Annotated in this window: 12 protein-coding genes; 6 read left to right on the plus strand and 6 right to left on the minus strand. The window is 71.5% G+C overall.

Annotated elements, in window-relative coordinates; genetic code table 11:
* Positions 1-12 precede the first annotated feature (12 nt).
* From ACIBVQ_RS34010 to ACIBVQ_RS34020, 3 genes are all read right to left on the minus strand, one after another.
* Entirely contained in the window at positions 13-2,682 is a 2,670-nt protein-coding gene (locus tag ACIBVQ_RS34010; protein ID WP_399182569.1) for a S8 family serine peptidase, read from the minus strand.
* A gap of 425 nt (positions 2,683-3,107) precedes the next feature.
* A complete protein-coding gene (locus ACIBVQ_RS34015) occupies positions 3,108-4,223 on the minus strand; it encodes an MFS transporter (RefSeq protein WP_352013303.1) in 1,116 nt (371 codons plus the stop codon).
* Positions 4,224-4,264: 41 nt separating this feature from the next.
* Entirely contained in the window at positions 4,265-4,732 is a 468-nt protein-coding gene (locus ACIBVQ_RS34020; RefSeq protein ID WP_362911870.1) for a MarR family transcriptional regulator, read from the minus strand.
* 124 nt (positions 4,733-4,856) lie between these two features.
* On the opposite strand from ACIBVQ_RS34020, the gene ACIBVQ_RS34025 reads away from it, so the two are divergent.
* From ACIBVQ_RS34025 to ACIBVQ_RS34045, 5 genes are all read left to right on the plus strand, one after another.
* Entirely contained in the window at positions 4,857-8,120 is a 3,264-nt protein-coding gene (locus tag ACIBVQ_RS34025; protein WP_362911871.1) for an efflux RND transporter permease subunit, read from the plus strand.
* A gap of 112 nt (positions 8,121-8,232) precedes the next feature.
* Positions 8,233-9,663: an adenylosuccinate lyase gene (purB, locus tag ACIBVQ_RS34030; RefSeq protein ID WP_362911872.1), complete on the plus strand. Its 1,431-nt coding sequence runs from the start codon at positions 8,233-8,235 to the stop codon at positions 9,661-9,663.
* 43 nt (positions 9,664-9,706) lie between these two features.
* Positions 9,707-10,447 carry a GNAT family N-acetyltransferase gene (locus ACIBVQ_RS34035; RefSeq protein ID WP_352013307.1) on the plus strand — a complete coding sequence of 247 codons (741 nt, stop codon included), beginning with the start codon at positions 9,707-9,709 and terminating at the stop codon, positions 10,445-10,447.
* Positions 10,448-10,513: 66 nt separating this feature from the next.
* A complete protein-coding gene (locus ACIBVQ_RS34040; protein WP_399182572.1) occupies positions 10,514-11,173 on the plus strand; it encodes a LysE family translocator in 660 nt (219 codons plus the stop codon).
* A 42-nt stretch (positions 11,174-11,215) separates the two neighbouring features.
* The gene (locus tag ACIBVQ_RS34045; protein WP_352013309.1) at positions 11,216-11,845 is read left to right on the plus strand and encodes a LysE family translocator; all 630 of its coding nucleotides are present in this window, start codon (positions 11,216-11,218) and stop codon (positions 11,843-11,845) included.
* Positions 11,846-11,866: 21 nt separating this feature from the next.
* Here the strand turns inward: ACIBVQ_RS34045 and ACIBVQ_RS34050 are convergent, their stop codons facing one another.
* Complete coding sequence (locus tag ACIBVQ_RS34050; RefSeq protein WP_352013310.1) at positions 11,867-12,334, minus strand: MarR family transcriptional regulator; 468 nt, start codon at positions 12,332-12,334, stop codon at positions 11,867-11,869.
* Positions 12,335-12,536: 202 nt separating this feature from the next.
* Between ACIBVQ_RS34050 and ACIBVQ_RS34055 the strand changes: the two genes are divergently transcribed.
* Complete coding sequence (locus ACIBVQ_RS34055) at positions 12,537-12,809, plus strand: GlsB/YeaQ/YmgE family stress response membrane protein (RefSeq protein WP_352013311.1); 273 nt, start codon at positions 12,537-12,539, stop codon at positions 12,807-12,809.
* 94 nt (positions 12,810-12,903) lie between these two features.
* Here ACIBVQ_RS34055 and ACIBVQ_RS34060 read toward each other — a convergent pair whose 3' ends face one another.
* Both ACIBVQ_RS34060 and ACIBVQ_RS34065 read right to left on the minus strand, forming a co-directional pair.
* Entirely contained in the window at positions 12,904-13,743 is an 840-nt protein-coding gene (locus ACIBVQ_RS34060) for an LLM class F420-dependent oxidoreductase (protein ID WP_362911875.1), read from the minus strand.
* A 71-nt stretch (positions 13,744-13,814) separates the two neighbouring features.
* On the minus strand, positions 13,815-16,079 hold the full coding sequence (locus tag ACIBVQ_RS34065) for a heavy metal translocating P-type ATPase (RefSeq protein WP_399182577.1): 2,265 nt from the start codon (positions 16,077-16,079) through the stop codon (positions 13,815-13,817).
* Between the last annotated feature and the right edge of the window lie 3 nt (positions 16,080-16,082).

Below are 16,082 nucleotides of genomic sequence, written 5' to 3' on the forward strand. Positions count from 1 at the left end.
AAGGTCAGTGGGTCAGGGGGTCAGGATGTCGTCGATGGCGGCGTGCAGGTTGGGCTGCGGGCCGATGTGGTGGGGGTCGCCGGTGGGCTGGGCCGTTCCGGTGAGCTTGAGGGTGTCGCGGACCTGGGCGGGGGTGAGCACGCCGCTGTTGGCCTTGGCGACGCCCTGCAGGGCGGCGACGGTTCCGGCGATGACGGCGCTGGCGCTGGAGGTGCCGTTGAAGGAGCCGTTGTAGAGCTTGTTCGGGTTGGTCTCCGAGGGGGTCAGTTCCTGCCAGCCGGGGACGCCCAGCGTCGCCACGCAGGCGCCGTAGGCCTGGACGTCCAGGCGGGAGCCGTAGGTGGAGAAGGACAGGGCGGTCCGCTCGGCGGCCGGGCTTGAGCCGGTGCAGTTGGTTCCGCCGGGGCTCGGAGGTGCTCCGGCGCCGACCATGATGGCGCCGGAGTCGGGGCGGCCCATGATGGTGGTGGCGTAGGTGTCGGTGGTGTCGTCGAGGTTGTTGCCGCCGTTGCCCGCGGCCTCGACCACGGTCACTCCGGCGGCGACGGCCAGGACGGTCTGGTCGTAGACGCTGCCGTCGACCTCCCACGGGTACCAGGGGCCGCCGCCGCCGGACGGGGTCACCGCGACCTCGTACAGGATGACGTCGCCCGGTCCGGAGTGGGCGGTGGCGTAGGCGACGCTGTCGGGTACGGCGGTGCCGGACACGTGGAGGGTGGCGTTCGGGGCGATGCCGGCCATGCCGACGCCGTTGTCGTCCTGGGCGGCGATCACTCCGGCGACGGCGGTGCCGTGGGCGACGGAGGAGTCATGAGAGCAGGGGTCGCCGAACAGGGACGGCACCTGGACGATCTCGCCGGTCGCGACGCGTCCGGCGAGGTCCTCGTGGCAGAGGTTCCACTGGTTGGTCAGCCCGTTCAGTTCGACGGGGCTGTGCCGGTTGGTGGTGGTTCCGTCGCCGAGCTGGCCGCTGCTGTTCATGCCCCAGACGTAGAACCACTGGCCGAGTTTGGTGATGGTGTGGGCCAGGCCCGCCACGGCCGCCTCGCTGTTGGCGGTGGTGGCGGTGGGGGAGTGTCTGTCGGTGGTGGTTCCGTCGCCGAGCTGTCCCTGGTTGTTGTCGCCCCAGGTGTAGGTGGTCGAGGAGACCGAGGAGGTGGTGGCGACGCTGTGCTTGGTTCCTGCGGAGACGCCGTTGACGTTGGTCAGGCCGGTGACGGAGACCGGGGTGGTGCGGGTGGTGGTGGTTCCGTCGCCGAGCTGGCCTTCGCTGTTGTCGCCCCAGGCCTTGACGGTGCCGCCGGTGATGAGGGCCAGGTTGTGGTCGCCGCGGCTGCTGACCTGGCCGACGTTGGTCAGGCCGGTGACGGTGGCGGGGGTGGTGTGGTTGGTGGTGGTTCCGTCGCCGAGCTGGCCTGCGCCGTTGTTGCCCCAGGCCTTGACGGTGCCGTTGGCCATCAGGGCCAGGGAGTGGACGCCGCCCGCGGCGATCGTGCCCGGTCCGGCGGCCACGCCGGTGAGGCCGGGGACGGCGATGGCGACGGGGGAGTCGGAGCCGGCGTAGCCGAGCTGTCCCTGGCTGTTGTCGCCCCAGGCGCGTACGGTGCCGTCGGACAGGACGGCGAGGGAGTGGCCGATGCCGGCGCTGATGCCCACGGCGTTGTAGATTCCGGCGACCTGTACCGGGACGGTGCTGTCGGTCAGGGTGCCGTTGCCGAGTTGTCCCTGGCTGTTGTCGCCCCAGGCCCAGACGGTGCCGTCGCTCTTGAGCGCGAGTGAGTAGGCGGCGCCGGCGGAGACGGAGGAGATGTCGGTCAGGCCGGGGACCTGGGAGGGGACTGTCTTGGCCGTGGTGTTGCCCAGGCCGAGTTGTCCCTGGCTGTTGTCGCCCCAGGCCCACACCTGCCCGAGTGTCGGTGACCAGGAGACCATCAGGGAGTGGTCCTCGCCCGCTGCGATCGTCTGCGCGCCGTAGGAGGGGATGACCGGGGACTGGACCTCGATGTCGGTGACGGTGATGCCGTCGCCCTTGCCGCCGGTCTGGGCGTTGGCGTAGTCGGCGTCGACGCCGCCGCCGGCCGGGGAGCCGGTGGCGTTGCGGTACTTCTGGTGTGAGGCCAGGGGTTCGGTGGGGGAGACGAGGTTGGGCCTGGCCTGGGCGATCTCGACCGAGGGCAGGGCGTTGAGGTCCTTCAGCAGGCCTTCGACGCCGCTCTTGGGGGCGGTGACGACGAACCAGGAGTTGAGGTCGGGCAGTTGCCTGCCGGTCTTCTTCTCCAGCTGGAGGCGCCGTTCGGTGGTCTTCGTCTCGGAGGTCGAGGACAGGGGCCTGATGGAGGCGTCCTTGTACTTGGCCAGGACCTTCTGGATGTCCGCGGTGTTTCCGGAGTCCTTGGCGACCAGGCCCTGCCCGCGCAGCCGTACGGTGAGGCCGGGTTTGAACTTCACCGTGAGCTGGGTGGTCGAGAAGCCCTTGGGCAGGGGGGCGTGGGTTCCGGGGGCGGTGGCCTTGTCCTTGCTGTGGTCGTAGGCGGGGGCGGGTTCGGCCGAGGCGGGGCCCGCGGTGACCACGCCGGACAGTGCGCCGACGGCTATGGCGAGTAGAGCGGCGGCGAGTCGTCGTCCGGTTCGCCGTTGTGGGGGAGATCCCGCGTGACCCCGGGTGGCGGAGTGATCTGGCACCGAATTCTCCTCTTTTCTTGCTCGTCGTCCTCTGTGGTGCGTGGGTGCCGCCCGGTGTTCGTGACTTTGGGCATGCGGGCACGCCGAATGGCGCGTTTCCCACGCGATGGGTGTTTGTTGTGAAACCAAGGGAGCCGACGGGTCAGCATAGGCCGATCATGTGTGTGAAAATCAACTGTGAATTTGATTTACACGGTTGGCTTCCAGGTGGATGCGTAGCGTCATTGTGCCGGCCCTTGTTGTGGGAGATTGGCTGTCCACCGGCTTGACAAAATGGATTGCGCACCATATTGAATCTGTTGATTCACTGAGGGTGACGCGTTTCTGTGAAGGAAGAGTAATTCGGGGTTTCCCGGGTGCGTTCCGTCCTGTGGAAATCACTCTGGCGGCATTTCCCGCCATATGGGGAGTTTTCCGGGAGGGGGTCAGCGGGGCGGGCGCAGGGCGCCTGCCGAGGCGGACATGAACGCGGCGAGCAGTACGGGGATGCCCAGCGCGGCGGGCAGGCCGACGATCTCCGCAGCCCCGCCGATGAGGGCGGGCCCGGCGACCAGGCCCGCGTAGCCGATGGTGGCGACCTGGGCGATGGAGGCTCCGGCCCGCTGCGGGTCGTGGTTGCCAGCCGCGGAGAAGACCTGGGGCACGATCGTGGACAGGCCGAGGCCGAACAGGGTGAAGCCCGCGACGGCGACGGGGACCTGGCCGACGAGCAGCGCGGCGCCCAGGCCTGCGGCGGCCAGCAGGCCGGAGACGCGGACCAGGCGGACCGGGCCGAAGCGCAGGGCCAGCCGGTCACCGGCGAGGCGGCCGATCGTCATGGCGGTGGAGAAGGCGGCGAAGCCGAGGGCGGCGACGCCCTGCGAGGAGCGCAGGTCCTCGAAGAGGTAGACGGCGGTCCAGTCGACGGCGGCTCCCTCTCCGACGAGCCCGGCGAAGGCGACCACGCCGATGAGGACGATCCAGCCGTTTCTGCGTGTCCCGGCGGTGGCCTGGTCCTGTGACGGCGCGGCGGGCGGGGCGGGGGGCAGCAGGTGGCGTCCGGCCAGGAGCGACGCCAGGGCGAGGGTGACGCCGGTCGTGGCCAGGGTGGGGCCCGCTCCGGCGCCGAACCAGGCGAACAGGCCGCCGATTCCCGCGCCGAGGAGGCCGCCGACGCTGTACATGCCGTGGAAGCCGGACATGAGGGGGCGGCCGCAGGCGCGCTCGACCTCGACGCCGTGGGCGTTCATGGAGACGTCGAGGGAGGCGTTGACGACGCCGTACAGGAAGAGGGCGGCGATGAGCAGGGGCAGGGTCGGGGCGTAGCCGGGCGGGATGACGGCCAGGGCCGTGACGACGGCGGCGGGGGTGATGACGCGGGCGCTGCCGAAGCGGTCGGTGAGGCGTCCGGCGAAGCGCATTCCGACGATGAGGCCGGTGGTGAGGGCGAACAGGCCGTAGGCGAGCTGCCCGTTGCTGAGGCCGAGGTCGCTCTTGACGGCGGGGATGCGGGCGGCCCAGGCGCCGGAGACGGTGCCCAGCGCCAGGAAGAAGAAGGACACGGCCAGGCGGGGAGCGGTGAGGGCGGCTCCCCGTTCGCGGTTCAGAGGACGTCCCGACGGTCGAAGGCGGCGGTGGCCGCCTCGATCCTCGTCATGACGCTGAGCGCGTCGCGGAGGGTCTGGGTGTCGAGGAAGCCGAGGAGGTGGCGGAAGTCGGCCAGGCCCGCGTCGGTGATCCGCTCGACGAGGGTGCGGCCCGCGGAGGTCAGCTCGACCCGCCGCACGCGGCGGTCGTTGGGGTCCTCCCGGCGGGTCACCAGGCCGTGGCCGACGAGGCGGTCGACGATGCCGGTGACGGTGCCGAGGCCGACGTCGAGGTGGTGCGCGAGGTCCTGGCCCGAGGCGGAGTCCCGGTAGGCGAGGAGCATGACCACTTTGAGCTGGCGCATCGTGAGGTTGGTGTCGAAGAGCGGAGAGGGCGCCCTGCGCTGGGCGAGGAATCGTCCCAGGTCGCGCTGTAGCTCACCGATGCGGCTGATCAGTCGGTCGCGTTCGTCGTCCACACTCACCCTCTCGCTTCCTGAGAAGGTTATCAGGAAAGCTAGACAGCGTTAAATATTCGCATAATGCGAAGTGTTAGGCTGGAGAGAACTTACTGTGTCGTACCCCTCAGGCCCTTAGGAGTCCGCCCCCATGACCGCCCTGGCCAGGTTGAGTCTTGCCAACCGCAGCCTTGTCATAATGATCGCGGTCGTGTTGAGCGCGTTCGGCGCCTTCGCGATCCCCTCGCTCAAACAACAGTTGCTGCCCTCGCTTTCGTTTCCCGGCGCCTTCGTGGTCGCCCCCTACCTGGGAGCCTCCCCCGAGATCGTCGAGGAGCAGGTCACCAAGCCCATCGAGGACAGCTTCCAGGGTCTTGAGGGGGTCACCGAGGTGACCTCGACCTCCCGCGAGGGGATGGCGCAGGTCCAGGTGTCGTTCGAGTACGGCACCGACATCGACGCCTCGGTGAGCGAGATGCAGCAGGCGATCTCCCGGATCGGCTCCCAGCTGCCCGACGGCGTCGACCCGCAGGTCCTGGCAGGCGGCACCGACGACATCCCGGTGCTGGTGCTGGCGGTGTCCGCGGGCGGTGACCAGCGGGCCACGGCGGACAGGCTCAGGCGGATCATGGTGCCCGCGCTGCAGGGCGTCGACGGGGTGCGCGAGGCCACGGTCACCGGCACCCGGGACGAGACCGTGGTGGTCACCCCCGACACCAAGAAGCTCGCCAAGCACGGCCTGGCGCCGACCGCGGTCGCCGACGTGCTGCGCGCCAACGGCCAGCCGATCCCCGCGGGCAGTCTCACCGAGGACAACCTGTCCCTGACCGTCCAGGTCGGCGACCGGATCACCTCCATCGAGGACCTGGAGAACCTCTACCTGCAGCCCGCCGCCCCGGCGCAGCTCCAGCAGCAGGGGGCTCCGCAGAGTCGTACGGCGCAGGCCCAGGCGGCGCAGGCTCAAGGCGCCCGTGGCGCGGGGGCGCAGCGGCCGCCGGTCGCCGTGGCGGCCCCCAAGCCGCCCAAGCCCGTCAAGCTCGGCGACGTGGCCACGATCGAGCGCTCGCAGGCCGACAGCACCTCGCTGACCCGCACCGACGGCGAGCCGAGCCTGGGCGTCTCGGTCACCATGAAGCCGGACGGCAACGCGGTGGCCATCTCCCACGCGGTGAGTGAGAAGCTGCCGGAGCTGAAGAAGGAGATCGGCGACTCCGCCAAGGTGAGCGTGATCTTCGACCAGGCGCCGTACGTGGAGCGTTCGATCGAGGACCTCACCACCGAGGGCCTGCTCGGCCTGGCCTTTGCGGTGCTGGTCATCCTGATCTTCCTGCTGTCGGTGCGCTCGACGCTGGTGACGGCGATGTCCATCCCGCTGTCGGTCGTCATCGCCCTGATCGCGCTGTGGCTCGGCGACTACTCGCTGAACATGCTGACCCTGGGCGCCCTGACCATCGCCGTCGGCCGCGTGGTCGACGACTCGATCGTGGTCCTGGAGAACATCAAGCGTCACCTGGGGTACGGCGAGGCCAAGCGGGACGCCGTGCTGGCGGGTGTGCGCGAGGTGAGCGGCGCGGTCACGGCCTCGACCCTGACGACCGTCGCGGTCTTCCTGCCGATCGCGGTGGTCGGCGGCATGGTCGGGCAGCTGTTCGCCCCGTTCGCCGTCACCGTGACGGTCGCGCTGCTGGCCTCGCTGCTGGTGTCGCTGACGGTCATCCCGGTCCTGGCGTACTGGTTCCTCAAGGCCCCCGTGCTCAGCCCCGAGCAGGCGCGCGCGATGCGCGAGGAGGCCGAGGCCAAGGAACTGCGCAGCCCGCTGCAGCGGATCTACCTGCCGGTTCTGCGCTTCGCCACCAAGCGCAGGCTGATCACCGTCCTGGTCGGCGTCGTGATCTTCGTGGGCACGATGGGCCTGGCGGGGCAGCTGCAGACCAACTTCCTGGACTCCTCCGGCCAGAACACCGTCTCCCTGACCCAGAAGATGCCTCCCGGCACCGACCTGGCCACCACCGACGCGGCGGCCAAGAAGGTCGAGCAGGTGCTCTCCTCCGTCAAGGAGGTGGAGACCTACCAGGTCAACGTGGGCGGCGGTGGCGGCTTCATGGGCGCCGCCTCCGGTGGCGGCGGCGGGGACCGCGCCTCCTACTCGATCACGGTGGCCGACGGCACCGACACCGCGGCGCTGGAGAACACGCTGCGCGACCGGTTCAAGGGGCTCACGGACGCCGGTGAGATCACCGTCGGCGGCTCCCAGGGCGGTCCGGGCGGCGGCTCGACCAACCAGCTCCAGGTGCTCGTGCAGGCGCCGGACATCGACACGCTGCGCGGCGCGGCCGAGACGGTGCGCGGCGCGATGGCGGACATGGGCGGCCTGCGGGACGTCTCCTCCAACCTGGAGGCCAGCGCCAAGCGCATCGAGGTCCGGGTCGACCGGAGGAAGGCCGCGGAGAAGGGCCTGACCGAAGGCCAGATCGGGCAGCTCGTCGCACAGTCCTTCCGGGGCGCGACGCTGGGCCAGGTCACCCTGGACGGCCGGGCGAGCGATCTGATCCTGCGCAGCGGCGACGCCCCCGAGGACATGGCCGAGATCGGCAGGCTGAAGCTGCCGACCGCGACCGGCACGGTCAAGCTGTCCGAGGTCGCCAGGGTGTCCAGGGTCGACGGCCCCACCCAGGTGACCCGGGTCGACGGGGAGCGCAGCGCGACGGTCTCGGGCACCTCGACCGCCAGCGACCTGGGCGCCCTGACCACGACGCTGACCGCCAAGCTGAAGGACCTGAAGCTGCCCGACGGCGCGCGCTACACCATCGGCGGCGTGAGCGCCGACCAGAGCGAGGCGTTCGGACAGCTCGGCCTGGCGATGCTGGCCGCCATCGCGATCGTCTTCATGATCATGGTGGCGACGTTCCGCAGCCTCGCCCAGCCGCTGGTGCTGCTGGTCTCCGTGCCGTTCGCCGCCACCGGCGCCATCGGCCTGCTGCTGGCCACCGGCACCCCGCTCGGCGTGCCGGCCCTGATCGGCATGCTGATGCTGATCGGCATCGTCGTGACCAACGCCATCGTGCTCATCGACCTGATCAACCAGTACCGTGAGAGCGGCCTGGGCGTGGTCGAGGCGGTGATCGAGGGCGGCCGCAGGAGGCTGCGGCCGATCCTGATGACCGCGGTCGCCACGATCTTCGCGCTGATCCCGATGGCGCTCGGCCTGACCGGCTCCGGCGGGTTCATCTCCCAGCCGCTGGCCATCGTGGTCATCGGCGGCCTGGTGTCCTCGACGCTGCTGACGCTGGTGCTGGTGCCGACGCTGTACGTGATCCTCGAACGGACCAAGGAGCGGCTGAGCCGCGGGTCCAGGGCGGGCAGGCACGAGGCCGACGCCAAGGTCGACGACGACAGGCTGACCCCGGTCGGCTGACCTCCGCCTCACCACCCGCCGCCCGCCGTACCCCGAAGGAGGGGGACGGCGGGCGGCGGCGCGCCTACCCCCTGGCGGGTCCGGAACGCGGGCGGCAATAGACTGAGGCAACGTGACTGCCAAGCCTCGCATCCCCAACGTTCTGGCCGCCCGCTACGCCTCGGCGGAGCTGGCCCGCCTGTGGTCCCCCGAGTACAAGGTGGTGGCCGAGCGCCGCCTGTGGCTGGCGGTGCTCGCCGCGCAGGCCCGGCTGGGGATCGCGGTGCCCGAGGAGGCCGTCGCCGACTACGACAAGGTCGTCGAGCAGGTCGACCTGGCCTCCATCGCGGAGCGCGAACGGGTCACCCGCCACGACGTCAAGGCCCGCATCGAGGAGTTCAACGCGCTGGCCGGGCACGAGCACGTGCACAAGGGCATGACCTCGCGCGACCTGACCGAGAACGTCGAACAGCTGCAGATCCGCGACAGCCTCCTGCTGGTGCGCGACCGGTGCGTGGCGCTGCTGGCCCGTCTGGGCACGCTGGCCGCCGAGCACTCCGGCACCGTGATGGCCGGGCGCTCGCACAACGTGGCCGCGCAGTCCACCACCCTGGGCAAGCGGTTCGCCTCGGCCGCCGACGAGCTGCTGGTCGCTCTGGCCCGGCTTGAGGAGCTCATCGCCCGTTACCCGCTGCGCGGCGTCAAGGGGCCGGTCGGCACCGCGCAGGACATGCTCGACCTGCTCGGCGGCGACCGGGCGAAGCTGACCGCCCTTGAGGACCACGTCGCCGGGCACCTGGGCTTCGCGAACCGGCTGACCAGCGTCGGGCAGGTCTACCCCCGGTCGCTGGACTACGAGGTCGTCACGGCGCTGGTGCAGCTGGCCGCCGCCCCCTCCTCCCTGGCCAAGACCATCCGGCTGATGGCCGGTCACGAGCTCGTCACCGAGGGCTTCGCCGAGGGGCAGGTCGGCTCCTCGGCCATGCCGCACAAGATGAACACCCGCTCCTGCGAGCGGGTCAACGGGCTGACCGTGGTGCTGCGGGGCTACGCCTCCATGACGGGCGAGCTGGCCGGCGACCAGTGGAACGAGGGCGACGTCTCCTGCTCGGTGGTACGGCGGGTCGCCCTGCCCGACGCCTTCTTCGCCTTCGACGGGCTGGTCGAGACGATGCTGACCGTGCTCGGGGAGTTCGGGGCCTTCCCCGCGGTCATCGCCGCCGAGCTGGACCGCTACCTGCCGTTCCTGGCCACGACCAAGATGCTGATGGCCGCGGTGCGCGCCGGGATGGGCAGGGAGAGCGCCCACGAGGTGATCAAGGAGCACGCGGTCGCCTCCGCGCTGGCGATGCGCGAGCGCGGCGTGGGCAACGAGCTGCTGGAGCGTCTGGCCGCCGACGAGCGCTTCCCTCTCGGCCAGGCCGAGCTGCGGGAGCTGCTCCAGGAGCGGCTGTCCTTCACCGGCGCCGCCGCCGACCAGGTCGCGACGGTCGTGGCCAGGATCGAGGAGGTCGTCGCCCGCCACCCGGCCGCGGCCGCCTACACCCCGGGCGCGATCCTGTAGCTCTACCCTTTCCGGATTTTTCTGGACCCTTCTGGAGCCCCCCATGGAGTTGACCTCCGCCGAGGACGTGGCCGCCGCCTGCCAGGACGACACGATCGTCATGTGGGCGGCGCAGGGAATGCGCCCCGGGATCCGGGCATGGGCGCACGGGGAGGCGGTCGCGGTCGCCAGCCCCGACCTCAACCGCCGCGACCGGCTCACCGTCCGGGGCCCCGCCGGTCAGGTCGCCGTTCTCGTACGGCGGGTGCTGCCGGAACTGGCCCCCTCCTACCGGGTCATGGCGGAACGGGACCTGGCCGGGGAACTGGTGGGCCTGTTGCCCGGCTCGGGCCCGGTCCGGCCGTTCGAGTGGATGGAGACCGCGACCCCGCCCTCACCGCAGGACTCCGGGGAGGAGGAGACCGGATGGCTTGAGGAGAGGGACGCGGAGGTCGCCGCCCTGCTGGCCGAGGCGGCCCCCGCGGCGTGGGCCGTACCGGGGCTGCCGGGGATCCGCCGCTGGGCGGGGGTGCGCGCGGCGGACGGGAGCCTGGTCGCCACGGCCGCCGACGCCTGGTCCTGCCCGGAGGTGGGGTTCGTCGCCGGGGTGGCGACCGTCTCCGCGCTGCGCGGCAGGGGATACGGGCGGCGGGTGTGCGCCTTCGTCTTCCGGTCGCTGATCGCCGCGCACGGCAGGGTCGCGCTGGTCGTGGACACCGACAACCGCGCCGCGATCGGCGTCTACGAGCGGCTCGGCATGCGCCTGCGCCCGGTCGCGGCCCTGGCGCCGTTCTCCGCCGGCTGAGGCGACCGGGCCACTTCGTGGAATTGGCCGTTCTCCGCGGGGAGGGGCGCAGGACAGGATGCGGTCATGACATTGACGGTATCGCTCAGCTCCCTCGCCGCCGTCGCGGTGATCTCCCTCGGAATGGTCCTCACCCCCGGCCCCAACATGCTCTACCTGATCTCACGGTCGGTGACGCAGGGCCGGGGGGCGGGCATGATCTCCCTGGCGGGTGTCGCCGCCGGGTTCCTGGTCTACCTGGCCGCCACCGCGGCGGGGATCGCGGTGCTCTTCGCGGTCGTGCCCGCCGTCTACACCGCGATCAAGCTCGCGGGCGCGGCCTATCTGCTGTGGCTGGCCTGGAAGGCGGTGCGCCCCGGGGGCGGCTCCGTCTTCACCCCCGGCGAGACGCGTTTCGACCCGCCGGGCAGGCTGTTCTCGATGGGGCTGGTCACCAGCCTGCTCAACCCCAAGATCGCGGTGATGTACGTGTCGCTGCTTCCGCAGTTCCTCGATCCCGCGCACGGCGACGTCGCGGCCCAGGGCCTGACCCTCGGTCTCGTGCAGGTCGTCGTCTCCCTGTCGGTCAATGCCCTGATCGTCCTGGGCGCCGGGTCCGTCGCCTCCTTCCTGACGGGCAGGCCGCTGTGGTCGCGGGTGCAGCGTTATCTGATGGCCACCGCCCTGGTGGGGATCGCCCTGCGGGTCGCGACCGACCGCTCGCGTGTTCTGGTCGCCGTACCGTAGCGACGATCTTGGGCGAAGCGGGGAATATGGGACACTGCTGTCGTGCTCACCGCCGTGCTCGCCTTCATCGCCGTCGCACTGGTTCTCACCGTCTCCCCGGGCCCGGACACCGTGATCGTGCTGCGCACGACGATCGCCTCGGGCCGCGGGGCCGGGTCGCTCGCGGGGGCGGGGGTGATCCTCGGCTGCTACGTGTGGGGGATCGCGACCGCGCTCGGCCTGACGGCGCTGCTGGCCACCTCGGACCTCGCCTACACCGCCGTCAGGATCGCGGGCGCCGTCTACCTGACCTGGCTCGGCGCGCGGGCGCTGTGGAAGAGCCGTTCCGGCTCCGCGACGCGCCGGGAACAACCCGAGGGGGAACCCGTGACCGGCGCGTGGAAGGTCATGCGGACCGGGTTCGTGACCAACCTCCTCAACCCCAAGGTCGGGGTCATCTACATGACGCTGCTGCCGCAGTTCGTCCCCCACGACGCGGCCGTGCTTCCGACGACCCTGCTGCTGGTCACGGTGCACGGCCTGCTGGGCGCGGCGTGGTTCGTGCTCGTGGTCTGGGCCGCGCACGCCCTGCGCGGCGGGCTCTCCCGGCCGTCGGTGCGCCGCCTCACCGAGCGGCTGACCGGCCTGGTGTTCATCGGCTTCGGCATCCGCCTGGCCGCGGAGGCGCGCTGAGGACCGGCCGCGGGGACGGGGTCAGTCGCCGAACCAGCCGGGCACGTCGAGCCGGAACACCTGGCCCGCGGTGAGCGCGCGCAGATCCGCCTCGAACGCCCCCATGCGTTCCCGTCCCAGCGTTCGCGCCCAGCGTTCGCGCAGGTCGTCGAAGATGCGGGCCGAGAGCGCCAGGCTCTCCAGGCCGTGGGGCGTGAGCCGTACGATCTTGCGCCTGGCGTCGCCGGGGTCGCAGGCGCGCTCGACGTAGCCCAGCCGCTCCAGGGTGGCGACGGTCTTGCCCGCGGCCTGCTTGGTGATCCCCAGGCGTCTGCCGAGCTCGACGGCGGTGGTGCCCTCGACGCCGATCGCCTGCATGACGAAGCCGTGCATCGGCCGCATGCCCGGGTGCCCCCGGCGGGCCAGCTCGGCGTGGAGGTCGTCGATGAGCATCCGGAAGCCGATCAGGAGCCTGAGCGGAAGCTCGAAGCCGGGAGGATCACTGGGCACGGTCGGTAACCTGGTTCGCCGATTCGACAACTACGTTTACGTTGTCCACCTTAGGAGCTCCCTCCGGCCCTGTCACCCGAGGCCCGCCCCGGTGCCCGTTCCGCCGGACAGGACGATCGCCACCGTAGGTCGTGATTTTTCATGTGTTGTCCTCACTTTCAAGGGCATACGGATGGCAGCCAAGCAAGAGGGAGTGTGGACCATGACAGTCACCGGCATCATCACCGCCATCGTCATCGGAGCGATCATCGGCGCGCTGGGCCGGCTGGTCGTCCCGGGGCGGCAGGGCATCCCCATCTGGCTGACCATCGTGATCGGCATCGTCGCGGCCCTCATCGGCACCGCGATCGCCGGTGCGCTGGGCGTGGCGAGCACCCGGGGGGTCGACTGGATCGAGCTGCTCATCCAGATCGCCCTGGCGGCCGTCGGCGTCATCGCGGCCGCGGGCCTGTACGGCAGGCGCGGCGTGCGGTGACCGGTCCCGCGCGGACCTGTGAGCGAACGCGGAACGGCCCCGGCCGGGGAGAACCCGGCCGGGGCCGTCCGGCGTGTTCAGGAGGTCCGGCGCGTCACTCTCCGCGCGCCTTGGCCAGCGCCGCCTCGAAGGCGTCCATCTCCCGCTGGAGGCGGTCAAGGCCCGCGGACGGCAGCCAGGCCATCACCCGGGCGACCCCCGCACGCTCGCACGCCTCCAGCACGGCGGGGTCGGCCGGCGCGGCCATGACCACCGTCACGACCGTCCGTCCCGCGTCCTCGGCCCTTCGCCGGAGCTCACCCACCCGGTCCAGGACGTCCGGCGCGTAGTTCGGCAGCCAGCCGTCGCCGTAGGAGAGCACCCGGTCGAGCACCCGGGGGCCGGTGCCGCCGACCAGCACGGGGGGATGAGGGCGCTGCGCGGGCTTCGGCCAGGAGAGGATCGGGTCGAAGGAGACGAACTCCCCGTGGTACTCGGCCTCGTCCTGGGTCCAGATGCGGCGCATCGCCTCGATGTTCTCCTTCATCACCGCGAAACGCCGCGCCGGGTCGACCCCGTGGTTGCGGATCTCGGGTTCGTTCCAGCCCGCCCCCACGCCGAGCTCGAACCGGCCGCCGGTGAGGTGGTCCACGCTCGCCACGGTCTTCGCCAGGCTGATCGGGTGGTGCTGCGGCACCAGGCAGACGCCCGTCCCGACCCGCAGCCGGGTCGTGACCACGCCCGCGGCCGTACAGGCGGTCAGGGCGTCGTAGGTGTGCGCGTACTTGCGCGGCAGCGTCCCGCCCTCCGGCGGCACGGGAGGCTCCCCCCAGGCCTGGATGTGGGTGTGCTCGGTGAAGAGAAGGGCGTCGTGACCCCGTTGCTCGACCAACTGGGCCAGCACGCCCGGGCGGACCGCGTCATGCGTAGCGAAATATCCGAAACCAGATTCCATGGCGTCCCCGTCTCCCACGGAGGGCGGGTGCGGCACCGCTGTGCCGCACCCGCCCCGATGTCATCGGAACTTCATCTGAAGCGGCGGAGCCGGAGGCTGTTGCTCACCACGAACACCGAGGAGAACGCCATCGCGGCTCCGGCGATCATCGGGTTGAGCAGTCCGAGCGCGGCCAGTGGCAGCGCGGCCACGTTGTAGGCGAACGCCCAGAACAGGTTCCCCTTGATCGTCGCCAGTGTACGGCGCGACAGCCGGATCGCCTCGGCCGCGGCCCGGAGATCCCCCCTGACCAGGGTCAGGTCGGCGGCCTCGATCGCCGCGTCGGTCCCGGTGCCCATCGCCAGGCCCAGGTCGGCCTGGGCGAGCGCGGCGGCGTCGTTGACCCCGTCGCCGACCATGGCCACCGAGCGGCCCTCGGCCTGCAGCCGCCTGACCACCTCGACCTTGCCCTCGGGCAGCACCTCGGCGATCACCTCGTCGATGCCGACCTCGGCGGCGACCGCGCGGGCCGCGGCCTCGTTGTCTCCGGTCAGCAGCACCGGGGTCAGGCCGAGGCCGCGCAGCCGCTCGATCGCCTCGGCGCTGGTCGGCTTGACGGTGTCGGCCACGACGAGGACCGCGCGGGCCCTGCCGTCCCAGCCGACCGCGACGGCCGTACGGCCCGCGGCGTGCGCCGCCTCCACCGCCCGCTCCAGCTCGGCGGGCAGGTGCTGAGCCCAGTCGGCCAGCAGCCTGGGCCTGCCGACGACCACGGCGTGGCCGTCCACGACGCCCTGGACACCGAGTCCCTCGACGTTGGCGAAGTCCTCAGGCGTGGGCAGCTCGCCCACCCGTTCGGCGGCGGCGCGGGCGACGGCCCTGGCGATGGGGTGCTCGGAGGCGTGTTCGAGGGCTCCGGCCAGGCGCAGCACCTCGTCACGGTCCTCGCCCTCGGCCGGGTGCACGTCGGTGAGGGTCATCCGGCCCTCGGTGACGGTGCCGGTCTTGTCGAGCACCACGGTGTCGACCGTACGGGTCGACTCCAGGACCTCGGGGCCCCTGATCAGGATGCCGAGCTGGGCGCCGCGTCCCGTGCCGACCAGCAGGGCGGTCGGGGTCGCCAGGCCGAGCGCGCAGGGGCAGGCGATGATCAGCACCGCGACCGCCGCGGTGAAGGCGGCCGAGGCGCCGCCCCCGGTGCCGAGCCAGAAGCCGAGCGTGGCCACGGCCAGCGCGATCACGATCGGCACGAAGATCCCGGAGACGCGGTCGGCCAGGCGCTGCACCTGCGCCTTGCCGGTCTGGGCCTCCTCGACGAGCTTGGCCATCCGGGCCAGCTGGGTGTCGGCGCCGACACGGGTGGCGCGGACCAGCAGCCGGCCGCCCGCGTTGACGGTCGCGCCGGTCACCGCGTCGCCGGGCCGCACCTCGACCGGGACGGACTCGCCGGTCAGCATCGAGGCGTCGACCGCGGAGGAGCCGTCCTCGACCACGCCGTCGGTGGCGATCTTCTCGCCGGGCCGTACGACGAACAGGTCGCCGACGGCGAGCCGGTCGGCGGGGACACGGACCTCGCGTCCCTCACGCAGCACGGCCACGTCCTTGGCGCCGAGTTCGAGCAGGGCCCGGAGCGCGGCGCCGGCGCGGCGCTTGGAACGGGCCTCGAAGTAGCGGCCCGCGAGGATGAACGCCGTCACCCCCGCCGCGGCCTCCAGGTAGATGTTGCCCGACCCGTCGGTGCGCTCGATGGTGAACGCGAACGGGTGGGTCATGCCGGTGGTGCCCGCGCTGCCGAAGAACAGCGCCCACAGCGACCAGCCGAAGGCCGCCAGGGTGCCGATGGAGACCAGGGTGTCCATGGTCGCCGTGCCGTGGCGCAGGTTGGTCCAGGCGGCCCGGTGGAAGGGCCAGCCCGCGTAGACCACGACCGGCGCGGTCAGCGTGAGCGAGAGCCACTGCCAGTTCGGGAACTGCAGCGCGGGGACCATCGCCATCGCGATCACCGGTACGGCGAGCGCCACGGAGGTGATCAGGCGGTCACGCAGCGGCCGAAGCTCCTCGGCCGCCTCCGCCTCCTCGTCCCGGCTCTCGCCCGCCGACGGCGCGGCGGGCGGGTCGGGCAGCTTGGCGGTGTAGCCCGCCTTGGCCACTTCGGCGACCAGGTCCTCGGGACTGATGTCCCCGGAGTAGGTCACCTTGGCCTTCTCGGTCGCGTAGTTGACCGTCGCGGTCACGCCGTCGAGCTTGTTCAGCTTGCGTTCGATGCGGTTGGCGCAGGAAGCGCACGTCATGCCGCCGATCGAGAGTTCGACCGCGCCGCCGGAAGCCGGGGCCCTGTCATCGGTGAGGGGGGACATCGT

Source organism: Streptosporangium sp. NPDC049376 (assembly GCF_044466505.1).
Classification (GTDB): Bacteria; Actinomycetota; Actinomycetes; order Streptosporangiales; family Streptosporangiaceae; genus Streptosporangium.